Annotated in this window: 25 protein-coding genes and 2 tRNA genes; 13 read left to right on the forward strand and 14 right to left on the reverse strand. The window is 66.9% G+C overall.

Features of this window, described 5'->3' with window-relative positions:
- Positions 1–41: 41 nt before the first annotated feature.
- Positions 42–118 (reverse strand) — tRNA-Pro (locus AB0876_RS26070).
- Between the two features lie 126 nt (positions 119–244).
- Here AB0876_RS26070 and AB0876_RS26075 point away from each other — a divergent pair.
- Positions 245–318: transfer RNA gene (locus AB0876_RS26075), tRNA-Gly, on the forward strand.
- A gap of 45 nt (positions 319–363) precedes the next feature.
- Here AB0876_RS26075 and AB0876_RS26080 read toward each other — a convergent pair.
- Complete coding sequence (locus tag AB0876_RS26080) at positions 364–864, reverse strand: MBOE_33420 family protein (RefSeq protein WP_526043293.1); 501 nt, start codon at positions 862–864, stop codon at positions 364–366.
- 10 nt (positions 865–874) lie between these two features.
- Complete coding sequence (locus tag AB0876_RS26085) at positions 875–1021, reverse strand: hypothetical protein (protein WP_088304406.1); 147 nt, start codon at positions 1019–1021, stop codon at positions 875–877.
- Between the two features lie 192 nt (positions 1022–1213).
- Here AB0876_RS26085 and AB0876_RS26090 point away from each other — a divergent pair, with 192 nt between their 5' ends.
- From AB0876_RS26090 to AB0876_RS26105, 4 genes are all read left to right on the forward strand, one after another.
- Positions 1214–1495: a GlsB/YeaQ/YmgE family stress response membrane protein gene (locus tag AB0876_RS26090; protein ID WP_039380771.1), complete on the forward strand. Its 282-nt coding sequence runs from the start codon at positions 1214–1216 to the stop codon at positions 1493–1495.
- A 145-nt stretch (positions 1496–1640) separates the two neighbouring features.
- A complete protein-coding gene (locus AB0876_RS26095; RefSeq protein ID WP_526043294.1) occupies positions 1641–2258 on the forward strand; it encodes a maleylpyruvate isomerase family mycothiol-dependent enzyme in 618 nt (205 codons plus the stop codon).
- A gap of 295 nt (positions 2259–2553) precedes the next feature.
- Complete coding sequence (locus tag AB0876_RS26100; RefSeq protein WP_526043295.1) at positions 2554–3735, forward strand: serine hydrolase domain-containing protein; 1182 nt, start codon at positions 2554–2556, stop codon at positions 3733–3735.
- A gap of 51 nt (positions 3736–3786) precedes the next feature.
- Entirely contained in the window at positions 3787–4614 is an 828-nt protein-coding gene (locus AB0876_RS26105) for a DUF1542 domain-containing protein (protein WP_491841235.1), read from the forward strand.
- A gap of 13 nt (positions 4615–4627) precedes the next feature.
- Here AB0876_RS26105 and AB0876_RS26110 read toward each other — a convergent pair whose 3' ends face one another.
- The 4 genes from AB0876_RS26110 to AB0876_RS26125 are packed head-to-tail and all read right to left on the reverse strand — an operon-like array spanning position 4628 to position 8204.
- A complete protein-coding gene (locus AB0876_RS26110) occupies positions 4628–6313 on the reverse strand; it encodes a cation:proton antiporter (RefSeq protein WP_526043296.1) in 1686 nt (561 codons plus the stop codon).
- A 37-nt stretch (positions 6314–6350) separates the two neighbouring features.
- Positions 6351–7145: an Fpg/Nei family DNA glycosylase gene (locus AB0876_RS26115; protein ID WP_526043297.1), complete on the reverse strand. Its 795-nt coding sequence runs from the start codon at positions 7143–7145 to the stop codon at positions 6351–6353.
- Between the two features lie 3 nt (positions 7146–7148).
- On the reverse strand, positions 7149–7628 hold the full coding sequence (locus AB0876_RS26120) for a ribose-5-phosphate isomerase (protein ID WP_055115633.1): 480 nt from the start codon (positions 7626–7628) through the stop codon (positions 7149–7151).
- An 18-nt stretch (positions 7629–7646) separates the two neighbouring features.
- Entirely contained in the window at positions 7647–8204 is a 558-nt protein-coding gene (locus tag AB0876_RS26125; protein WP_526043298.1) for a TetR/AcrR family transcriptional regulator, read from the reverse strand.
- A gap of 84 nt (positions 8205–8288) precedes the next feature.
- On the opposite strand from AB0876_RS26125, the gene AB0876_RS26130 reads away from it, so the two are divergent.
- On the forward strand, positions 8289–9215 hold the full coding sequence (locus AB0876_RS26130; protein WP_526043299.1) for an aldo/keto reductase: 927 nt from the start codon (positions 8289–8291) through the stop codon (positions 9213–9215).
- Here AB0876_RS26130 and AB0876_RS26135 read toward each other — a convergent pair.
- From AB0876_RS26135 to AB0876_RS26150, 4 genes are all read right to left on the reverse strand, one after another.
- Positions 9168–10127, reverse strand: a complete 960-nt coding sequence (locus tag AB0876_RS26135) for an isopenicillin N synthase family dioxygenase (protein WP_526043300.1) — start codon at positions 10125–10127, stop codon at positions 9168–9170. The two genes, AB0876_RS26130 and AB0876_RS26135, sit on opposite strands and share 48 nt — an antisense overlap.
- Positions 10124–10564 (reverse strand): nucleoside deaminase, encoded by a 441-nt coding sequence (locus AB0876_RS26140; protein ID WP_055115642.1) that lies wholly within the window; start codon positions 10562–10564, stop codon positions 10124–10126. The genes AB0876_RS26135 and AB0876_RS26140 overlap by 4 nt, the downstream gene beginning before the upstream one ends.
- A complete protein-coding gene (locus AB0876_RS26145) occupies positions 10561–11958 on the reverse strand; it encodes a purine-cytosine permease family protein (RefSeq protein WP_491841229.1) in 1398 nt (465 codons plus the stop codon). The genes AB0876_RS26140 and AB0876_RS26145 overlap by 4 nt, the downstream gene beginning before the upstream one ends.
- 66 nt (positions 11959–12024) lie before the next feature.
- Positions 12025–12657: a mycothiol-dependent nitroreductase Rv2466c family protein gene (locus tag AB0876_RS26150; protein WP_491841228.1), complete on the reverse strand. Its 633-nt coding sequence runs from the start codon at positions 12655–12657 to the stop codon at positions 12025–12027.
- Between the two features lie 281 nt (positions 12658–12938).
- Between AB0876_RS26150 and AB0876_RS26155 the strand changes: the two genes are divergently transcribed.
- The 3 genes from AB0876_RS26155 to AB0876_RS26165 all read left to right on the forward strand — a co-directional run bounded on the left by AB0876_RS26155 (position 12939) and on the right by AB0876_RS26165 (position 16410).
- The gene (locus AB0876_RS26155) at positions 12939–13349 is read left to right on the forward strand and encodes a DUF732 domain-containing protein (RefSeq protein ID WP_491841227.1); all 411 of its coding nucleotides are present in this window, start codon (positions 12939–12941) and stop codon (positions 13347–13349) included.
- Positions 13350–13387: 38 nt separating this feature from the next.
- On the forward strand, positions 13388–15979 hold the full coding sequence (gene pepN, locus AB0876_RS26160) for an aminopeptidase N (protein WP_491841226.1): 2592 nt from the start codon (positions 13388–13390) through the stop codon (positions 15977–15979).
- A gap of 89 nt (positions 15980–16068) precedes the next feature.
- Entirely contained in the window at positions 16069–16410 is a 342-nt protein-coding gene (locus AB0876_RS26165; RefSeq protein ID WP_491841225.1) for an HNH endonuclease, read from the forward strand.
- A gap of 78 nt (positions 16411–16488) precedes the next feature.
- Here AB0876_RS26165 and AB0876_RS26170 read toward each other — a convergent pair whose 3' ends face one another.
- From AB0876_RS26170 to AB0876_RS26180, 3 genes are read right to left on the reverse strand one after another with little or no spacing between them, the layout of a single operon-like run.
- Entirely contained in the window at positions 16489–16959 is a 471-nt protein-coding gene (locus tag AB0876_RS26170; protein WP_055115660.1) for a DUF5130 domain-containing protein, read from the reverse strand.
- Positions 16946–17179 carry an aa3-type cytochrome oxidase subunit CtaJ gene (ctaJ, locus tag AB0876_RS26175; RefSeq protein WP_055115662.1) on the reverse strand — a complete coding sequence of 78 codons (234 nt, stop codon included), beginning with the start codon at positions 17177–17179 and terminating at the stop codon, positions 16946–16948. The genes AB0876_RS26170 and ctaJ overlap by 14 nt, the downstream gene beginning before the upstream one ends.
- A gap of 59 nt (positions 17180–17238) precedes the next feature.
- A complete protein-coding gene (locus AB0876_RS26180; protein ID WP_491841224.1) occupies positions 17239–17883 on the reverse strand; it encodes an HNH endonuclease in 645 nt (214 codons plus the stop codon).
- A gap of 162 nt (positions 17884–18045) precedes the next feature.
- On the opposite strand from AB0876_RS26180, the gene AB0876_RS26185 reads away from it, so the two are divergent.
- The 4 genes from AB0876_RS26185 to AB0876_RS26200 all read left to right on the forward strand — a co-directional run bounded on the left by AB0876_RS26185 (position 18046) and on the right by AB0876_RS26200 (position 20954).
- Entirely contained in the window at positions 18046–18432 is a 387-nt protein-coding gene (locus AB0876_RS26185; protein ID WP_526043444.1) for a globin, read from the forward strand.
- A 1-nt stretch (position 18433) separates the two neighbouring features.
- Positions 18434–19984, forward strand: coding sequence for a glycoside hydrolase family 13 protein (locus tag AB0876_RS26190; RefSeq protein WP_526043301.1), 1551 nt, complete (start codon positions 18434–18436; stop codon positions 19982–19984).
- Positions 19985–20082: 98 nt separating this feature from the next.
- Positions 20083–20427 carry a hypothetical protein gene (locus tag AB0876_RS26195; RefSeq protein WP_491841221.1) on the forward strand — a complete coding sequence of 115 codons (345 nt, stop codon included), beginning with the start codon at positions 20083–20085 and terminating at the stop codon, positions 20425–20427.
- Between the two features lie 56 nt (positions 20428–20483).
- The gene (locus AB0876_RS26200) at positions 20484–20954 is read left to right on the forward strand and encodes an AbfB domain-containing protein (protein ID WP_526043302.1); all 471 of its coding nucleotides are present in this window, start codon (positions 20484–20486) and stop codon (positions 20952–20954) included.
- Positions 20955–20956: the final 2 nt, after the last annotated feature.

Consider the following 20956-nt stretch of genomic DNA (forward strand, 5'->3'; position numbering starts at 1 on the left):
CTTGGGATCGGATCGGGAGCCGAGGTCAGGCTCTTGCCGGATGGTCGGGGTGACAGGATTTGAACCTGCGGCCTTCCGCTCCCAAAGCGGATGCGCTACCAAGCTGCGCTACACCCCGTAATGCGTGGTCGATCCGCGGGCGACAACCTGCAAAAGGACCACGCGAGATACTACGGCCTCGACACGGGAAGCCTCCAATTGGATTTGATCGGGGGCACCCCGGTACAGTGCTGATGCTGCACATGCGGGCGTAGCTCAATGGTAGAGCCCTAGTCTTCCAAACTAGCTACGCGGGTTCGATTCCCGTCGCCCGCTCCATTGAACCGCCCCGATGGGGCGGTTTTTTGTTTGTGGGAGCACCGGTCACGGTGCCTCGATCGGTGTCAGCGATATCGGCAGCCGATGGGTACCTGGTCCCTCACCGGGGCAACCGGGTCCCTCGGTGATGAGGGTGCGTTCTCCGAAGAAACTGCCGTCCGGGTTCGGGATCCAGTGATCCGAGCGCCGGGCCTGCACTGCGCTGTTCGGGTCACTGCGATCGCAGAAGTAGGGATACTCACCGCTCGTCTCCCAGCGGTTGCCGTTCCAGCGGTACTCATATGCCACCGGGGCACCCGGGTTGCGAGCGTGATCGTCCGAATTGTCCATGCGCGCAACGCATCCGTTCACGTCGCAGTCGGTGGTGAATTCGACGGGCACCGTCATCGGATTCATCGGTGTCGACATACCGTTGAACGTCTGCTTCGAGAAGTCGATGAACAGGTTGTAGTGCCCGTACAGCGGCGGTGGTTCGACTCGATCCGCATGAGCGACCGGATACCCGATCGCTACAGCCCCGGCCGCGAACGCACCGACGAGGGCCATCCTCACGGCGCTAGTCGTCTTTGTCGTCATCACGGTGCGCAGCCTCGATCACTTCGGGTGGCACGGGCTTGGCGAGCCAGGCACGAATCCGCAGCAACCCACCGGCGACGGCCCCGATGGCGAACACCGCGGCAAGCACCCAGAGCGCAACGGACACGAGGCCGATTATCGCGCGGTCATAGCGGTCTACGTGCGGTTTCGGACCCGACGGGCCCGACCGGTTTACCGACGGGTAGGCGACTGCTGGGTATCGACTACATCTCGGCGCGGGCCGACAACCGAATTTCGGAGGACAGTGGTGTACATCACACCGACGAAAAGGAAGTCGGCTTGAACGAAAGGCAGCGAGATGATCGGAGCAATTATCAGCGCAATCGTCGTCGGCGCGATTATCGGCGTCCTTGCGCGACTCATCATGCCCGGTAGGCAGAACTTGAGCACACTCATGACCGTTTTGCTCGGGATCGCCGGAGCCCTGCTCGGCTCCTGGATCACTTCGGCCTTCGGATACAGCAACGCGAACGGCGGGTTCCAGATCATCCCGTTCGTCGTGGGCGTCGTGGTGGCCATCGTGCTGATCGCGGTCTACACCGGCCTTTCGGGCCGACGTGGCACGCCCGTCGGTCACTGAAGCAGGGCACCTGGGCTCCGCCGATCCCTCCCAGGATCGGCGGAGCCTCCTTTTGCGTAAAGGTCACCTGGCGCGGGACGAGTTCGCCCCGGCGCCTGTTTAGATTCTGTTGACTGACTCGGGTTTACGAGCGACGGAGAAGCGAATGAACTACCGCGCGCTAGCCCGTCGGGAACGTGAGGAATTCGCCGATCTGCTGGAAGGTTTGGCCCCGCACGAATGGAAAGCTGCGACGTTGTGCGCAGGCTGGACTGTCCGCGACGTCGCCGCCCACACCGTCGCCTATCTCGGGCAGACCCGGCTGGGACTCACCGCCGCGATGCTGGCCGCACGAGGTCAGGTGGACCGGATCAACGACCGCGCCCTGCGGGCCGGGGCGGGGCTCGGACCTGACGAACTGTGCACCCTGATGCGGGCCGGCGCGGATCCGTCGGGCGTGGGCGCCCTCTACGGCTGCCGGGTGGCGCTCATCGAGTGCCTCGTCCACCAGCAGGACATCCGGCGCCCGCTCGGACGGCCCCGCACCATCCCAGCCGCCGCGCTGCTGGCATCCCTGACGTTTGCCCGTCACAGCCCGGTCATCGGCGGGGCCCGGCGGACCCGCGGTCTGCGGCTGATCGCCACCGACGTCGACTGGTCGGCCGGCCGCGGGACCGAGATCCACGGACCGGGCGAGGCCCTGCTGCTGGCGATGACGGGACGGGTCGGTGCGGTCGCTGCCGAGTTACAAGGTCCGGGCCTGGCGTACCTGCGCAGACGATGACACCCAGCCAGAACTTCCCCTCGTCGATTTCCACCTGAGGGTCGTCACCACGCGCAATCTGCGACCCTGGGGTAGAAATCGGCGCGCAGCGGCTCGCAGGGTCGAGAAGCGGCACCGACCATCACGACCCCGTCTCGAACGGCTTGCGATCTGTGCCGCAGGGATGCTCCAAGGTTGCCATCCGCCTACCGTGAGTAACAGGTGCGGACCGTCGACCGATCTTGAAGATGGCAGCGCAAGCAGACAACCACGCGCACCGCTGCCGTAAAAGCCACCGCACTTGTGCAGGAGACGAATGCCCGCTACGACCCTGATCGCAGGCACCTGCGCACCGGAATTCGCCCGGGTGCGCGATGCCTTCGCGGACAACTTCGCCCACCACAATGAGGTCGGCGCCGCTGTCGCGGTCTGGGTTGAGGGCGATCTGGTGGTCAACCTGTGGGGCGGATCGGCCGATGCCGCAGGCAGCCGGCCATGGCAGCAGGACACCCTGGCCAGCGTGTACTCGGGATCCAAGGGGTTGTTGAGCACCTGCATCCACCTGTTGGCCGACCGCGGTGAGATCGATCTGGATGCACCGATCGCGCGGTACTGGCCCGAGTTCGGCCAGGCCGGAAAGCAGAACATCACCGTCGCGATGGTGCTGGGCCATCGCTCGGGTGTGATCGGTCCGCGCGAACCGATGGACTGGCGGCAGGTGACCGACTGGGACGCGGTGTGCGCCCGGATCGCGGCCGCGACTCCGTGGTGGCCGCCGGGCAGCGCGCAGGGCTATCAGGTGGTGACGTTCGGGTTCATCCTCGGCGAGGTGGTGCGCCGGGTAACCGGCCGCACCATCGGTCAGTACCTGCGCACCGAGGTCGCCGAACCGTTGGGCGCCGATATCCACATCGGTTTGCCCGCCTGGCAGCATCACCGGTGCGCCGAGATGGTGAACAAGCCGTCGGTACGCAGCCTGCTGGCCGACAACCACGTCGACGGACCGCCGGCCTCGCTTGCCGACCATCCGATGGCCGGCTGGGCGGTGTCGATGGACTTCGTGCCCGATGACGAACTGGGCGTGCAAGCTCTGGACGCGTGGCGCGCAGCGGAATTCCCGAGCACCAACGCACACGTCTCGGCACTCGGCATGGCGACCGTCTACAACGCACTGGCCCAGGAGAAGTTGCTCACCCGGGAGCACATGGAGCGCTGCCGGGTCTCGCAGGGCGGTTTCGACGCCGACGTGGTGTTGGGTGCGCGGGTCGCCGATCACGGCTGGGGTCTGGGTTACATGCTCAACCAGCGCGGGGTCGCCGGACCCAACACCGGCATCTTCGGGCACGGCGGGTCGGGCGGTTCGTTCGCCTTCGTCGACCTGGAGCACCGGATCGGATACGCGTACGTGATGAACTATTTCGACGCCACCAAGTGCAATGCCGACCCTCGTACGGTCGCCCTGTCGAACGAGGTTTACTCCGCTCTCGGCGTAATTTGAGTTCCCTTCGAGAACCCGGAAGCACTGGTTCCCGTCGGTACGCTGGACGCCATGAACAGCGTTTTGCTGGTACTCATCGTCCTGGTCATCGCTGCGATCGCGTTCGCTGTCTACAGCTCGTCGCAGGCCAACGGTCGCCGCTCCGCGGAGTCACTGGCCGACGCCAAGGCTGACGCCCGCCGGCTGATCGAGCGTCTCGGCGGGCAGGTGCTCAACCTGACCGGCTCCGACGACGCATCCAAGCAGGCGCTGGCCGACGCCTCGGAGCGCTACACCGCGGCGTCCTCCCAGATCGATCAGGCCACCACCACCAAACAGGCCGCGCTGGCCAAGGAGAGCGCCATCGAGGGGCTCTACTACGTGCGCGCGGCCCGCACCGCGATGGGCATGGATCCGGGTCCGGAGCTGGAGTCGTTGACCGGGCAGCGCTCGGCCGGCGAGGTCACCGAGGACCGCCGGGTCAACTTCGAGGGTCGTGAGATCGAGGCCTCCCCCACCCCGTCGCAGCGCACCCCGAACTACTACCCCGGCGGCCGCGTGGCCGGACGCCCGGTGCCCGCCGGCTGGTATTCCGAGCCGTGGTGGAAGCCGGCGCTGGTGGCCGGTGCCTGGGGCCTGGGCTCGGTGCTGCTTTTCGACGCGATGTTCTCGGGTATGCACGGAGTCGGCTACGGCGCTCAGGGCTTCGAAAGTGGTTACGGTGACGGCTATTCCGATGGTTTCGCCGCGGGCCAGGACGGTGGCGGCTTCGACGGTGGCGATACCGGCGGAGCCGACGGCGGCGGCGACTGGGGCGGCACCGATGCCAGCGGCTGGGACAGCGGCGGTTTCGATGGTGGCGGCTTCGGCGACTTCGGTGGTGATTTCGGGGGCTTCTGACCCGCGGAACCCCTTAGAGGCGGCTCTCCAGACGCGCCGAGACACCGGCCTCCTGCAGATCCAGGCGCTCGAGCATGGCCCGCACCGCTTCGTCCTCGATCCGGCCCTCGTCGCGCTCGGTGATGAGCGCCCCGCGTTGTGCCGCAAGCACATCGCGGTACAGACTCGAGAACACCGTGGCCCGTTTGGTGAGCGCCTCGGGGTCCGGCATCTCGTCGGCGTCCTGTGAATGCCGGGCGATCACCGCCCGAATCTCGGTCACCAGATGGGGATCCAGTCCGTCGGGCGGGTCTGCCTCGAACGCGTCGAGCACGTCGTCGGCCGCGTCGTGCACCACCCGTTCGGCCTTGATTTCCTCTTCCCGGTCGGCGGCATGGTCGTCGCAGAACCGGGACAGGTTGAGCCGGCGGATCAGCAGCGGCAGGGTCCAGCCCTGGATCAGCAGGGTGCCCACGCTCACCACGAACGCGATGGCCTGGATGGTGGCGCGTTCCGGAAACGGCTCGCCGGTGGCCGTGGTGGCCGGGATTGCGGCGGCCGCGGCCAAGGTCACCACACCGCGCATCCCGGTCCAAGACACCACGAGGTTCTCCCGCCAACTCAGCGAGCGGCGGTCGATCATTCTGCGCCAGCGCGCCTTGGGCTTTCGTCTGCGCACGCCGAGTGCGCCGCGGGAGCCGTCGGGAACCGGCACGCTGAACTTGCTCTCGACGTGCCGGGACAGCTTGTTGCGGCCGAACATCAGGAACACCGACAGCGGGCGGATGAACAGCACGATCACCAACACGATGATCGAGGCGATCGCCACCTCGGCCAGCGACTCGTGGGCCTCGTTCAGATGTTCCAGGACGAACCGCAGATGCAGCCCGATATAGGCGAACACGAACGCCTCGAGCAGCACATCCAACGAGTTCCAGACGTACCGCTCCTGCAGGCGGGTCTGGTACCCGGCGCCCATCGCACCGTTGCCGACGACGAAGCCGGCGACCACCACCGCCAACACCCCGGAGGCGTGCAGTTCCTCGGCGGTGATGAACGCCGCGAACGGGACCACCAGGCCCTGCACGGTTTCCAGGCCCGGATTGTCCAGATGCTTGCGAATCCACAGCGTCAGATATCCGAGCAGCGCCCCGACCAGCGGGCCGATGGTGGCGCTGTAGCCGAACAGCAGGAACGGGTTCTCGATGAAGGTGTGGCTTCCGGCCACCTGCGCCACCGCGATGGAGAACAGGGTGAGCGCAGCCGCGTCGTTGATCAGGCTCTCGCCGGTGAGGATCGCCATCACCCGTTTGGGCAGACCGAGCTTGCGCCCGACCGCGACGGCGGTCACCGCGTCGGGTGGCGCGACGATCGCACCGAGCACCAGCGCCAGCCCGAAGGTCAACGGCACCAACACCAGCCAGGACGACACCGCTGCCACGGCGAAGGCCGTCACCACGACGAGCCCGACACCGAGGCCCAGGATCGGGCGGATGTTGCGGAAGAACGTCGGGAACGAGAAGTCCAGCGCGGCTGAATACAGCAGCGGAGGCAGCACCACCGTCAGCAGGATGTGGGAATCGAGTTCGGGAGGTTCGAAGCCGGGGAGGAACGAGACCAGGCTGCCGATGACAACGATGATCAGGGCGGGTTCCTGGCCACGCCGATGCGCGGCTGCGGTGACGAGAATGGCTCCGACGACGACGAGGATCAATTCCACCGGGAGATTGTCCCGTGTCCGTGACGCCGGCGCGCACTCACACCTGGCAGTCGGGGCACCAGAACAGGTTGCGGGCCTCCAGTTCTGCGGTGCGCACTGCTCCGCCGCACACGCGGCACGCCTCCCCTGCCCGGCGATACACGTAGGTGCGGGGCCGCCCGGGACCGTAGGACGGCGCCCCGTGATCGTGCTCGGGGCGGACGACGACGATCTTGCCGCGGCGCACGCCGACCTTCATCAGCTCGACGAGATCGGTCCACATGTCGTTGAATTCGGTCTGGCTCAGGTGGGTGCCCGGCCGGTACGGGTCGATGTGATGACGGAACAGCAACTCGCTGCGATATACGTTTCCGACGCCGGCGATCACCGACTGGTCCATCAGCAGCGCACCAATTGACCTGCGCGACTTACTGATCCGCTTCCAGGCCAACGAAGGGTCGGCATCTTTGCGCAGCGGGTCGGGACCGAGCCGCGCGACCACGTCGGCGATCTCGGGCTCGGCGATCACCTCACACACCGTGGGGCCGCGCAGATCGGTGCCGTACTCGGTGCCGACGATCCGCATCCGGACCTGGCCGACCGGCAGTCCCAGCGGAATCGGTGCCTCGGTGAACGTCCCGTACAGGCCGAGGTGGATGTGCACGACGTGCCCACCGGCGTAGTGGTGGAACAGGTGCTTGCCCCAGGCGTCGGCTTGCTTGAACACCTGGCCGTTGACCGCGGCCGCACCGTCGGCGAAGCGGCCCTGCGGGCTGGACACCACCACCGGCGCCCGGCCGAACCGCTTCTGGTGCAGCCGGGCCAACCGGTGCAGGGTGTGCCCTTCGGGCATGGGTCAGGCAGGTGCGCCGGGAACCGGCGGGGCCACGTGGTCCTTCTCGTACTCGGCCAGGATGTCGATGCGGCGCTGGTGGCGCTCGGCTTCCGACCACGGCGTCGACAGGAACGCGTCGACGATGGCCAACGCCTCCTCCTCGCTGTGCATGCGACCGCCCAGGCCCATCAACTGCGCGTTGTTGTGCTCGCGGGCCAGCTTGGCGGTCTCGACGCTCCAGGCCAGGGCACAGCGGGCGCCGGGCACCTTGTTCGCGGCGATCTGCTCACCGTTGCCCGAGCCGCCCAGCACGATGCCCAGGCTGCCGGGATCGGCGACAGTCTTGACCGCGGCGTCAATGCAGAACGCCGGGTAGTCGTCATCGGCGTCGTAGGTGTAGGCACCGCAGTCGATCGGCTCGTGGCCGGTCTTCTTGAGGTGCTCGATGATGGTCTGCTTGAACTCGAATCCGGCGTGGTCGGCACCGATGTAGACGCGCATGCCGGTAACCCTAACGGGTCATCGCCCCTCGACAGCACCAGCTCGGATACCTGCCAGGAGCAGATCGAGCATTCGCTGCGCCTGCTCCGGTGATCCGCCGGCCAGGAAGATCCCGAGCAGGCTCGCCACCACGTCCTCGGCCCGCACATCAGCACGCAGGCTGCCATCGGCGACGCCGGCATCGAGGAGGGTCTGGACCGCAGCGGTGATGCTCGCCTTGGTGTCGCGGTGGTCGACCGCGCCGGATTCGAAGATGGTGCGCAGCGATTCGGCCATGCCCTTCTTGGCGGCGACGAACGTGGCGTAGCGGTCCATCCAGCGGCGCAGTGCGACCGGCGGTTGGTACCGGCTGGACAGCTCGGCCGCGGACGCGGAGACCTCGGCCAGTTCGGCACGGTAGACGGCCTCGGTGAGGGCCTCGCGGCTGGGGAAGTGACGGTAGAGCGTCCCGATGCCGACACCGGCGTCGCGGGCGATGGCCTCCAGCGACACGGCACCGTCCGATGCGGCGAACGCTGCCGCGGCGGCCGCGAGCAGGCGTTCCCTGTTGCGTCGCGCGTCGGCCCGTTCAGCCATAGCGGAGGCTCCTCCGTTTTGCTAGCGTGGTGAAACGGAGGTCCCTCCGCATCACTTCCGAGTATCGCATCCCAGGAGCGCACCATGACCACATCGCACCCCGGCGGCACCGGCACGATCGGCGGACACTTTGTCGGGCGGATCGGCTACGGCGCCATGGGGCTCGGACGCGAGCTCCCCCAGGCCGACGCCACCGCCGTGCTGCACCGTGCCGTCGAGCTCGGCGTCAACCACATCGATACGGCGTCCTTCTACGACGACGGTGTGGTGAACAGCCGTATCCGCGACGCGCTGGCCCCGTACCGGGACGATCTGCTCATCGTGAGCAAGGTCGGCGCCCGGCCGGCCACCGGACCGATACCTCTCGCACTCGCCCAGCATCCGGCCGACCTGCGCCACGCCGTCGAGCTGGACCTGGCCGGCCTCGGCCTGGACCAGATTCCGGTGGTGAACCTGCGGCGCGCCGACATCGGCCCCGGGTTGGTCGCCGAGGGCGATCAGATCGTTGATCTGGACGATCAGTTGGCGGAGATGATCGCGCTGCGCGACGAAGGCAAGATCGGCGCGATCGGGATCAGCAACATCGACCTGGAGACCCTGCGCCGGGCGCTGCCCGCCGGGATCGTGTGCGTGCAGAACGCCTACAGCCTGATCAACCGCAGCCATGAGGACGAACTGGCGCTGTGCGTCGAACAGGGCATCGCCTGGGTGCCGTTCTTCCCGCTCGGCTCGGCATTCCCGGGCTTTCCGAAGGTCGCCGAAAACGCTGTGGTGCAACGGATCGCCGCGGACCTCGGCGTCAGCGGCGCACAGGTCGGGCTGGCATGGTTACTCGCGCACGCGCCCAATACCCTGCTCATCGCCGGGACGACGTCGATCGCCCACCTGGAGGAGAACCTGGCGGCCGGCGACCTCGTGCTCAACGAGCAGCAACTGGCCGATCTCGATGCCGTCGATGCCGCGCTACCCGATGGTGATGGCGTCCAGGCGTTCCTTGATGAAGGCCGATGACGTCACGGGCTCCAGACCCGCGACCTTGCCGATGGGCGGCTCCAGCGGGGTGACGAGCGCGTCGTGGTTGGCCTCGTAGAAGTAGATCAGCGACACCAGGTCCTCCTCGGGGGCGTGCGACTGGGGCGGCAGCACGCGGTGCCGGCCCGACGGCCACCGCCGGCCGCTCCAATACTCCAGCAGGTCACCGATGTTGACCGTGAGCGATCCCGGCTCCCACGGCGCGTTCTCCCAACCCTCCTGCTCGGAGTACACCTGCAGCCCGCCGGCACCGGGTTCGCGGTCCAGGATCGTCACGGTGCCGAAGTCGGTGTGCGGTCCGATCCGGAACTGTCCGGGCTCGGGCTCCCCGACCACGCTGACCGGCGGGTAGTGGTTGATGTTCATCGTCCACGTCGGCCGGTCAGCCAGTGCGACAAAGGGATTGCCCGTCAGTCCGAGGGCGTGCGCGAACAGCGCCAGCAGGTCGTCGGAGACCATGCGCATCGCGGCGGTGTACTCGTCGACCAATCTCTGCAGCGCGGGCACCTCGGCCGGCCACACGTTGGGGGCGAACCAGATCCTGTCCACCTCGGGGTCGCCGGTCGCGGTTTCGGCGCCCAGGCTGTAACTCTCCTTGAGATCGGGCGGGGTCTCGGTGCCCTCGGCGTAACCGTTGGCCTCGGCCCCGGGCCCGATCCAGCCGTGCCCGCCGACCGGTACCGAGTAGCGCTGTTTGACCTCGTCGGGCAGGGCGAAGAACTCGCGACTCGCCGCGCGCACCTTGCTGGCCAGGTCGGTGTCGACGCCGTGTCCGGTGACCACGATGAACCCGGCGCGCTGCAGGCCGGCGTCGACCTCGGCGGCAACCGCGTCGGCTTCTGCCCCACCGGCATACCAGCGAGACATGTCCACAGTTGCGATGGCACTCATTCGCCGATGTCCTCCGCCCACAGATCCGGCCGCTCGGCGATGAAGTCCTCCATCATCGCCACGCAACGTTCGTCGTCGAGCAGGGTGACCGCGACGCCGTGCTCGGCCAGCCAGTCGTGCCCGCCGGTGAAGGTCCGGCTCTCCCCGATCACCAGGGCGCCGATGTTGAACTGACGCACCAGCCCGCTGCAGTACCAGCAGGGCGAGAGGGTGGTCACCATGATGGTGGACCGGTAGCCGCGTTGGCGCCCAGCGGCCCGGAAGGCGTCGGTCTCGGCATGGATCGACGGATCGTCGTTCTGCACGCGCCGGTTGTGCCCGGCGCCCAGCAGTGTTCCGTCCGAACCGAACAGTGCCGCGCCGATCGGAATGCCGCCTTCGGCCAACCCTTTTCGCGCCTCCTCGACAGCGACGTCGAGCATCTGCTCCGGGGTCATGCCGGCACCTTCCGTTCCGCGGTGAGCTTGGACCGGCACAACAGAAGATAGCTTGCCCCGGCGATGAGGAAGCCGACGAAGAACGTGATGTCACCCAACTGCGGAACCTCCCGCGCGATGTACCCGACGAACTTCGTCTGGTTGCAGAACAGTGTCACGGACACCACCAGGCCGAGCAGGAACGACACCAGGCCGGCCCAGTTGGTGTAGGACCGGTCGTAGAGGAAGTGCGCCACGGGCTGGTCACCACGCAGGTACTCGTCGGCGAACATCACACCGAGCCACGGTCCGATCCAGTACGCGATGATCAGCAGGAACGCCTCGTAGCTCGCCGCCGCGTCGGCCAGTGCCCACCAGGCGATGAGAAATCCGACGATCCCGAAGAATGCGGTCGCCAGGGCCCGCGCGATGTGATGCGGCAGTTTGATCCCGATTGTCACGAAAGCCATTGCGCCCGAATAGATGTTGATCGCGTTGGCGGCAATCGCCCCGATGGCGATGGCCAGCAGGGTCAGGCTGGCCAGCCACGGCGCCAGCTCTGCGGTGAACGCGGACGTGGGATTGTCCGAGATGGCGGGACCGATGGTCACCGACGCGGCACCCACCGTCTGCAGCAGCATGCAGGACACGAACAGTCCTGCCGCAGCGAAGAATCCGGTGCGTGGGCCGGCCTCGGACCGCGGGAGGTAGCGCGTGTAGTCGGCGGCATAGGGCGCCCACCCCGCGACGTAGCCGAACGCGGTGCCCACGGTGAGCAGGAAACCTCCCATGCCGCCGACACCGCCCGTGACCGCCGGTGCGCCCAGGTCCGCTTTGCTCAGGATCACCACCGAGGTGATGGCGAAGATGACGGCGAGTACCGGGAACGCCCAGCGTTCGAAGGCCTGCACCAGGTTGTGCCCGAACACTGCCAGCGCGGTCTGCACCACGACCACGAGAACCAGGGCGAGCACCGGCGCGATGCCGAACAGTGTGGACAACGCGAATGCGCCGCTGACGCTGTTCGTGGCGAACCAGCCGATGCCCGCGGTCACCGTCATCAGCAGCGACGGCACGGCATTGCCCCGGAAGCCGAATGCCAGCCGGCCCAGCACCATCTGCGGAACACCGTGCAGTGGCCCGCGTTTGGACAGGAAGTAATGCGCAAGCGCGCCGAGTCCGGTGCCGACCGCCAGGCCGGCCACCGCCTGCCAGAACGTCATGCCGTAGACGGAGACCGCCAGCACACCCAGGAAGATGGTGGCGAATTCCAGGTTCGGCGACGTCCAGGTCCAGAACAACTGGCTGGGTTTTCCGTGCCGGTCGGCGTCGGCGATGTGCTCGTTGCCGCCCGGTTCCACGGCGGCGATTCGGTCCCGGTACGAGCCGTCGGTGCTGGGCTCAGCCGCTGTCATCCGTACACCGTGGCGTGAGCCACGGTGTTACGCAACCGGAATCGCGATTTTGGGTGAAGTTCACCCTCACTCGAACTGCGGCGCCTCGGTACGCGACCGCTTGAGCTCCCAGAAATGCGGGTAGGACGCGAACGTCACCGATGCGTCCCAGAGCTTGCCGGCCTCTTCGCCGCGCGGGATCTTGGAGAGCACCGGGCCGAAGAACGCGACGCCGTTGACGTGGATGGTCGGGGTGCCGACGTCGTCACCGACGGCGTCCATGCCGGCGTGGTGGCTCTTGCGCAACGCCTCGTCGTACTTGTCGGTGTCGGCAGCCTCGGCCAGCTCGGCGGGCAGGCCGACTTCCTCGAGTGCCTGCGCGATGACGGTGTCGAGGTCCTTGTTGTCCTGGTTGTGGATCCGGAAGCCCATCGCGGTGTAGAGCGGGCCGAGGATCTCCGGCCCCTTGAGCTGCTCGGCGGCGATGGCGACCCGAACCGGGCCCCACGCCTTCTTCATCAGTTCCTGATAGTTCTCGGGCAGGTCGCGGCCCTCGTTGAGCACGGCGAGGCTCATGACGTGGAACTGCACGTCGATATCGCGGACCTTCTCGACTTCGAGGATCCAGCGCGAGGTGATCCAGCACCACGGGCACAGCGGGTCGAACCAGAAGCCGGCGGTGTCCTTGTGGCCTGAGGCCTTCTGATCTTGGGGAGCCATCTACGCGTTCCTCTCGGTGTGGTTCAAGGCACAGCTGCGTTCAACACAACTGTGCCCCCGTATTGAGATGTTCCCGATGCGAGTAACTATCCGGGGACCGTTTACGACAACAATGGTGACTGACCGCTCGACAAGCATGTCGACGTCACGGCAGTGGCACAGGAAACGCATAGTGCACGAACTTTTATCGAAACGTGTTGTTCCTGTGACCCTGGTAAACCACTGTTGCCCAAGTGAGCAGAGCGATCTAAGGGTTCTGCGTGACAGCTGAGGAGCTGAATATGGCCGCTCGCGCCCTCCTGACCGCCGTAGGTGTTGTTTCCGTCGCTCTCGCGGTGGCCGTCCCGGCACAGGCCGATCCGGCCCCGGCCCCGGTCCCGGACCCGACGACCGACAGCTCGTTCCTGAACGCCCTGAACAACGCCGGGGTGGGCTACGGCGACCCCGGCGCGGCCGTCCAGATGGGCCAGGAGGTCTGTCCGATGTTGGTCGAGCCCGGCAAGGACTTCGCGTCGGTGGCCTCCCAGATGCGCGGTGACGGCGGCATGTCGCCCCAGATGGCGTCGTTCTTCACGGGCATCGCCATCCAGATGTACTGCCCGCAGATGATGTCGTCGATCGGCGACGGCTCGATCCTGAACAACCTCGGCGCGCTCAACGGACTCGCCGGGATCGCCGGCTTCCCCCAGTAGGCCGACTCCAGCCGACGTCCAGCCACTAGGTTGGACGCGTGGCACTTCCGAATCTCACCCGCGATCAGGCCGTAGAGCGCGCAGCTCTGGTGACGGTCGACAACTACCACGTCGTCCTCGACCTCACCGACGGCAATGGCAAACCCGGCGAACGCACCTTCCGGTCCACCACCACCGTGAAGTTCGATGCCCTCGCCGGCGCCGACACCTTCATCGACCTGGCGGCCGATACCGTCCACAGCGCGACGCTCAACGGCACCGCGCTCGATGTGTCGGGCTACGACGAATCCACCGGCATCGCGCTCACCGGGCTGGCCGCGAACAACGTCCTGGTGGTCGAAGCCGACTGCCTGTACTCCAACACCGGCGAGGGCCTGCACCGGTTCGTCGACCCTGTCGACAACGAGGTCTACCTGTACTCGCAGTTCGAGACCGCCGACGCCAAGCGGATGTTCGCCTGCTTCGACCAGCCCGACCTGAAGGCCACGTTCGACGTTCAGGTCACCGCACCGTCGCACTGGCAGGTGATCTCCAACGGCGCGACCGCCACCGCCGAACCCAACGGCTCGGGCACCGTGCACACCTTCGCCACCACGCCGAAGATGAGCACCTATCTGGCGGCGCTGATCGCCGGACCGTACGCGGTGTGGCGCGACTCGTATTCCGATGAGCACGGCGAGATCCCGCTGGGCATCTTCTGCCGGGCCTCGCTGGCCGAGTTCATGGACGCCGAGCGGCTTTTCACCGAGACCAAGCAGGGCTTCGGTTTCTACCACGCCAACTTCGGCACGCCGTACGCCTTCGGCAAGTACGACCAGCTTTTCGTGCCCGAGTTCAACGCGGGTGCCATGGAGAATGCCGGCGCGGTGACGTTCCTGGAGGACTACGTCTTCCGGTCGAAGGTCACCCGGGCCTCCTACGAGCGGCGCGCCGAGACCGTCCTGCACGAGATGGCACACATGTGGTTCGGCGACCTGGTCACCATGCAGTGGTGGGATGACCTGTGGCTCAACGAGTCCTTCGCGACGTTCGCGTCGGTGCTGTGCCAGGCCGAGGCCACCGAGTACGACACCGCCTGGACCACCTTCGCCAACGTCGAGAAGTCCTGGGCCTACCGCCAGGATCAGCTGCCCTCGACCCACCCGGTCGCCGCCGACATCCCTGATCTGGCCGCCGTGGAGGTCAACTTCGACGGCATCACCTACGCCAAGGGCGCCTCGGTGCTCAAGCAGCTGGTGGCCTACGTCGGGCTCGAGCAGTTCCTGGCCGGATTGCGCGACTACTTCCGGGACCACGCCTTCGCCAACGCCACGTTCGGCGACCTGTTGGGCGCTCTCGAGAAGTCCTCTGGCCGTGACCTGTCCGGCTGGGGCCAACAGTGGCTCAAGACAACGGGTTTGAACACGCTGAGGGCCGACTTCGACGTGGACGATTCGGGTGCATTCACCCGGTTCGCCGTCGCACAGTCGGGGGCCGCCCCGGGCGCCGGGGAAACTCGCGTGCACCGCCTGGCCGTCGGCATCTACGACGACGACCCGGCCGGCTCGGGCAAGCTCGTCCGCGTACACCGCGAGGAACTCGACGTCGACGGACCGATCACGGATGTCCCTGCCCTGGTGGGCATTTCGCGCGGAAAGCTGATCCTGGTCAACGACGATGACCTGACCTACTGCTCCCTGCGGCTCGATCCGGCGTCACTGTCGACCGTGGTGTCACGGATCGCCGACATCGCCGATCCCCTCCCCCGGACGCTGGCCTGGTCGGCAGCCTGGGAGATGACCCGCGAAGCCGAGATGAAAGCCCGCGACTTCGTCGCGCTGGTGATGAGCGGCATCCACGCCGAAACCGAGGTCGGCGTCGCGCAGCGACTGCTGATGCAGGCCCAGACCGCGCTGAGCTCCTACGCCGATCCGGGCTGGGCCACCGAGATCGGCTGGCCCGCATTCGGCGATGCTCTGCTCGATCGGGCGCGCGAGTCCGCCCCCGGTTCTGATCATCAGCTCGCCTTCGTGAACGCGCTGTGCACCTCGGTGCTGTCGTCCAACCACGTCGCCGTGCTGTCGACCCTGCTCGACAACGAACCCGCCGCGGTGAACATGGCAGGCCTGGTGATCGACACCGATCTGCGCTGGCGGATCGTCACCGCGCTGGCCCGCAACGGGCAGATCGACGCGGACGGCCCCGAAACGCCGTTCATCGACGCCGAGGCCGAGGCCGACCCGACCGCGGCCGGTAAGCGTCACGCCGCCGCGGCCTCGGCGGCCCGCCCGCAGGACGAGGTGAAGTCCGCGGCCTGGGAGCAGGTCATCGAGGACGACACGATCGCCAACATCACCACCCGCGCGATCGTCGGCGGTTTCGTGCAGCCCGGCCAATCCGAGTTGCTGGCGCCGTTCACGACGCGCTACTTCGCCGCGATCTCCGGGGTCTGGGAGCGGCGGTCCAGCGAGGTCGCGCAGACCGTGGTGATCGGCCTGTATCCGTCGTGGGACATCAGCCGCAACGGGCTCGACGCGGCGGACGCGTTCCTGTCCGATCCCGAGGTGCCGCCGGCGCTACGCCGTCTGGTGATCGAGGGACGCGCCGGTGTGGAGCGCTCCCTCCGCGCCCGCGCCTTCGACGTCAGCTGATTCGTACCGCGAGCGTGCGCGTCTGCACCCCGACACGCCGTGTCAGAGCAGCACTCTGCGCACGCTCGCGGGCCTCATACCCTTGATCGGTGGCCGTCAGCAGAACCCGCGCAGCGCGGGCCGCCCGCAAGCGCAAGCGTCGGATGGATCTCGTCGTGCACGACCTCACCGACGAGCAGTGGGATGCCATCAAGACGGCATGGGGCGGGTGCGCCTACTGCGGCAGCACCGGTGGACCGTTCCAGAAGGACTGCGTGATGGCCATCTCGCGCGGCGGGCGCTACACCGTGGACAACGTGGTGCCGGCCTGCGCCTCGTGCAACGCCAGCAAGTGCAACTTCGAGGTCAGCACCTGGATGCGACGCAAACGGTTCGACGAGCGGATGTTCTTGACCCGCTATGTGGAGATCCGCCGAGAACTGACGGGTTAGCGGCGCCCACAAAAGCAACGAGCGTGCGTGGCCGTCGGCCGACAGCCACGCACGCTCGCAGTGCGTAAGTAGAAACGATCAGGCAGGAGAAACGCCGGCCGACAGCACGCGTACGGCGCTGATCAGACCGTCGATCAAGTTGCCTTCCTTGAAGGAGGCGGCGGCCGCCGAGACGCCCAGCGGGGCAGCCTCTTCGATGCCACGGCCCTTGACGTCGGCGCCGTAGACCACCTCGATGGCGTGCTGGTCGGGTGAGACCGCGAGCAGCACCGCGTTGTCGGGGGTCGGCACCTTGGCCAGGATCGTGCGGGCCGTGGCCGCGGTGTCCGCGCCCAGGTCGCCGATGTAGATCGCGAACCGGGCCTTGGCCGCGCGCGAACCGTACTTCAGCGCGTCGTCGAGGACGACGAGGTCCATCGTCGGGAACGGGTAGTGCACCGACAGCTCACCGGGCTCGGTGACGCCCGAGATCCGACCGCTGTACGTCAGGGCGTAGCCGTAGGGCAGGTCCAGGTCCTGCGTGGCAGTCGCCAGTTCACCACTTGCCACTTGCGCCGCCTCCGATCGTCACGCCGTGTGAATCATGCCCGCCGTGCCCGTGATCCTGTGGCTCCTCGGCGGCCCACAGGATGGGCTCGTGGGTCCACGGCTCGGACATCTTGTAGGTAGCCGGGTGCGGTCCCTTGCGGGTCATGAAGATCAACGCCAGGACCACGAACAACAACAGCGGAACCCCTCCGAGGAGGGAATGGGTAAGTGCTGTGCTCACGCGCAAACCGTATCAGCCGCGATGCGCCGGCGCGCCGAGTGTGCCCAGCAAGTCGGGCATCATGCCGCTCCCTCGCCGAGATAGCGCACCCAGGCCGGGTCCAGCTCCTTGATCGTCGACAGCAAGCGCCAGTGCTGCCCCTTCGGCGGCATCGGCACGCACCGCAGTGACCAGCCCAGTTCAGCCAGCAGCCGGTCGGCCTTACGGTGGTTGCACGGTCCACAGGCCGCCACACAGTTCTCCCACGAGTGCTCGCCACCGCGGCTGCGCGGGATCACGTGGTCGACCGTGTCGGCCCGCCCACCGCAGTACGCGCAGCGGAAGCGGTCGCGGTGCATGAGCGCCGCGCGGGTCATCGGGATGCGGGCCCGGTACGGCACCCGGACGAAGGTGCGCAGCCGGATCACCGAGGGCACCACGATCGTGCGGGTGGCCGAGTGGATGACGGGCCCCGCCGGGTCGTCGTGCACGACGTCGGCTTTGCCGCACATCACCATGATCACCGCGCGCCGCAGCGGAAGTGCGGTGAGCGGTTCATAGGTGGAGTTGAGGAGCAGGACGCGACGGCGGCCCCACAAGGACGCATCGGGCGCGGCGGTCGGAAGGATCTCGACGCTGTGGAGGGGGCGATTTGGCACATGGGGTCCCGATGGGCCGGGAATGTGGCCGGTCCGTCGTATATGGCCTTTTTTGCTGTGCGCCATGGAGCCTCCGAGGAGACAGTCCACCACGGATCCCGGCAATACGCACGAAAATTCTTCGGGTGTTCGCAGGTCAGTCCAATGAACATGAGGTGACCAGACCTCCGTGACCGGCCCCGACGGCCTCTCGGGTCACAATGGACCACAATGAGTGACGTGACGCAGGTGCAGCGATCTTTCTACGACGAAGTCGGGGGCCACGAGACATTCGCAGCGATCGTGTCGCGGTTCTACCAACTGGTGCGCGAGGACGAGATCCTGCTGCCGCTGTATCCCGAGGACGACATCGACGGCGCCGAGGAGCGGCTGCGGATGTTCCTTGAGCAGTACTGGGGCGGGCCCAGGACGTACTCCGACCAGCGCGGCCACCCCCGGCTGCGGATGCGGCACGCCCCGTTCCGGATCGGGTACCTCGAGCGGGACGCCTGGCTGCGCTGCATGCACACCGCGGTGGCCTCCATCGATTCGGAGACGCTCGACGACCCGCACCGCCGTGCGCTGCTGGACTACCTGAACATGGCCGCAGACTCGATGGTCAATTCGGCGTTCTGACGTGCGCCGGTGGTGGGCGGACGCGGTTTTCTACCAGGTCTATCCCCGCTCGTTCGCCGACAGCAACGGCGACGGGGTCGGCGATCTCGACGGGGTGACCGCCAGGCTCGACTACCTCGCGGCACTCGGCGTCGACGCCCTGTGGCTCAACCCGGTCATGGTCTCGCCGATGGCCGACCATGGCTACGACGTCGCCGACCCGCGTGATGTCGACCCGCTGTTCGGTGGTCTCGATGCGCTGGACCGTTTGATCGGCGCGGCACACTCCCGGAACATCAAGGTCACCATGGACCTGGTGCCCAACCACACCAGTTCGGCGCACCCGTGGTTCGTCGAGGCGCTGGCGGATCCGCGACGGCGCGACCGCTACATCTTCCGCGACGGCCGCGGCCCCCGCGGTGACGCACCACCCAACAACTGGGTGTCGGTGTTCGGCGGGCCGGCCTGGACGCGTGTCACCGAGCCCGACGGCACACCGGGCCAGTGGTACCTGCACCTGTTCGACCCGGCCCAGCCCGACCTGAACTGGAACCACCCTGAGGTGTTCGAGGATCTGGAGAAGACCCTGCGGTTCTGGCTCGACCGCGGAGTCGACGGGTTCCGCATCGATGTGGCCCACGGCATGGCCAAGCCACCCGAACTGCCCGACATGGCGGTCACCGACACTGCGCTGCTGCGCAACAGCGAGGACGACCCGCGATTCGACAACGACAGCGTGCACGACATCCACCGGTTCATCCGCACGGTGTTGGACGACTATCCCGACGCCGTGGCCGTCGGCGAGGTGTGGGTGCACGGCAACGAACGCTTCGCCAGGTATCTGCGCCCCGATGAGTTGCACCTGGGCTTCAATTTCCGTCTGGTGCAAGCCGATTTCGACGCCGGCGACGTTCACGACGCGATCGACAACGCTATGGCAGCGGCCGACCTCGCCGGGGCGACACCGACGTGGACGCTGTCCAACCACGACGTCGAACGCGAGGTCAGCCGATACGGCGGCGGTGTCCGAGGGTTGGCGCGGGCCCGGGCGATGGCCCTGGTGATGCTGGCCCTGCCGGGCGCGGTGTTCGTCTACAACGGCGAGGAACTCGGGCTGCCCAATGTCGAACTGCCCGATGACGTGCTCCAGGATCCGGTGTGGGAGCGCTCGGGGCACACCGAACGCGGGCGTGACGGGTGCCGGGTGCCGATGCCGTGGTCGGGTGACACACCGCCGTTCGGGTTCTCCACCAGCGCCGACACCTGGCTGCCGATGCCAGCCGAGTGGGCATCGTTGACGGTGCAGCGCCAGCAGACCGATCCGGCGTCGACGCTTGAGTTCTACCGGCGGGCCATCCAGTTACGCTCCAGCCGTACGGAATTCACCGACGGAATCGAACTGGTCACCTCCGATGGACTACTGGCGTTGCGGCGTGAAGGTGGCCTGCTGTGCGTGCTCAACGCGGGCACCGCTGCGGCGCCGTTGCCGCCTGGTGAAGTTCTGCTGACCAGCGCAGAGTTGATCGCTGGCAGTCTGCCGCCGGACGCCGCCGCCTGGCTTACCGGGAGCTGACCGAAAGTCGAGTAGCGAACTACTCATGTGCAGCGCCGCGTCGGCATCGCAGTATCGAGACAGTCACAGAACCGAACTCGATACCACCGGAGGACGACATGGTCGATGCGAACTACGCCAAAATGCTGTGGCTGCAGGCGAACACGGTGCGGGACCACGACGGTGCCGACGAAATTCAGGTCAGCAGGGCTGACGGGGTCATCTTCGAACGGCTCCGGATGAGGCCCGGTGATGTCTATTCGTTCGACGATGACCGCCTGCTGCCATTCAACGGATCCCAAGCTCCCATCGACATCGAATTGTTCGAGGTGGATGAGACCGGGCCGGACGACCGCAGAATCGGGGCGGCGAGGATCACCGCTGCCGAGCTCGGCCGTGGCGAGCGCACCCAGCGAATCGCCGGCGCCGGATCCGTGTACTCCCTCACCTACAAGGTGATCTGACCTCCGGTGAACGACCGGATCCGTTTCAAAACACAAGTACAACAGAAGGATTCATCATGCCTTTGCTCTCGCTGTATTCCAACGACCTTCCCGATTTCTACATCGTCGAACGGAGCGGGCTCGCCGATATCGCCAAGATAGAGACCGACACCGACCGCGGCGACGCCACCTTCGAATGGACCGGGGCCCACCTGCGTATCGGCGAAACCGGCCAACTGCGCCGCGCCGCTGCACCACTCGGCTTCGTCCTGCAGATCGCGACGTTCGACAACTACCGCATTCACGGCAAGTACTTCGACGGCATCATCGACCCCGATGTCAAAGAAGAGGTTCGGGAGGAATCGACCTTCGTCCTGGAGAAGGGCGTCATCGATCCCAACCAGTTCTCGTTCCGGTCGGTGAAGTTCCCGGACCTGTACATCCGGCACCAGAACTTCCAACTCTTCGCGACACCTGTCAACGCCCCGGCCGAACTGCAGGCCGCGACGTTCCGGCCCGCGGCACCCTTGCAACCGGCCAACCCCTAGGG

Source organism: Mycobacterium sp. NPDC049093 (assembly GCF_040704635.1).
Taxonomy (GTDB): domain Bacteria; phylum Actinomycetota; class Actinomycetes; order Mycobacteriales; family Mycobacteriaceae; genus Mycobacterium.

Excerpts from the sequence above, each read along its gene's own strand:
- AB0876_RS26080 (WP_526043293.1), bottom strand. The coding sequence starts at position 864 with ATGGCCCTCGTCGGTGCGTTCGCGGCCGGGGCTGTAGCGATCGGGTAT.
- AB0876_RS26090 (WP_039380771.1), top strand. The coding sequence starts at position 1,214 with ATGATCGGAGCAATTATCAGCGCAATCGTCGTCGGCGCGATTATCGGC.
- AB0876_RS26095 (WP_526043294.1), top strand. The coding sequence starts at position 1,641 with ATGAACTACCGCGCGCTAGCCCGTCGGGAACGTGAGGAATTCGCCGAT.
- AB0876_RS26100 (WP_526043295.1), top strand. The coding sequence starts at position 2,554 with ATGCCCGCTACGACCCTGATCGCAGGCACCTGCGCACCGGAATTCGCC.
- AB0876_RS26105 (WP_491841235.1), top strand. The coding sequence starts at position 3,787 with ATGAACAGCGTTTTGCTGGTACTCATCGTCCTGGTCATCGCTGCGATC.
- AB0876_RS26115 (WP_526043297.1), bottom strand. The coding sequence starts at position 7,145 with ATGCCCGAAGGGCACACCCTGCACCGGTTGGCCCGGCTGCACCAGAAG.
- AB0876_RS26120 (WP_055115633.1), bottom strand. The coding sequence starts at position 7,628 with ATGCGCGTCTACATCGGTGCCGACCACGCCGGATTCGAGTTCAAGCAG.
- AB0876_RS26125 (WP_526043298.1), bottom strand. The coding sequence starts at position 8,204 with ATGGCTGAACGGGCCGACGCGCGACGCAACAGGGAACGCCTGCTCGCG.
- AB0876_RS26130 (WP_526043299.1), top strand. The coding sequence starts at position 8,289 with ATGACCACATCGCACCCCGGCGGCACCGGCACGATCGGCGGACACTTT.
- AB0876_RS26135 (WP_526043300.1), bottom strand. The coding sequence starts at position 10,127 with ATGAGTGCCATCGCAACTGTGGACATGTCTCGCTGGTATGCCGGTGGG.
- AB0876_RS26140 (WP_055115642.1), bottom strand. The coding sequence starts at position 10,564 with ATGACCCCGGAGCAGATGCTCGACGTCGCTGTCGAGGAGGCGCGAAAA.
- AB0876_RS26145 (WP_491841229.1), bottom strand. The coding sequence starts at position 11,958 with ATGACAGCGGCTGAGCCCAGCACCGACGGCTCGTACCGGGACCGAATC.
- AB0876_RS26150 (WP_491841228.1), bottom strand. The coding sequence starts at position 12,657 with ATGGCTCCCCAAGATCAGAAGGCCTCAGGCCACAAGGACACCGCCGGC.
- AB0876_RS26155 (WP_491841227.1), top strand. The coding sequence starts at position 12,939 with ATGGCCGCTCGCGCCCTCCTGACCGCCGTAGGTGTTGTTTCCGTCGCT.
- AB0876_RS26180 (WP_491841224.1), bottom strand. The coding sequence starts at position 17,883 with ATGGCGCACAGCAAAAAAGGCCATATACGACGGACCGGCCACATTCCC.
- AB0876_RS26195 (WP_491841221.1), top strand. The coding sequence starts at position 20,083 with ATGGTCGATGCGAACTACGCCAAAATGCTGTGGCTGCAGGCGAACACG.
- AB0876_RS26200 (WP_526043302.1), top strand. The coding sequence starts at position 20,484 with ATGCCTTTGCTCTCGCTGTATTCCAACGACCTTCCCGATTTCTACATC.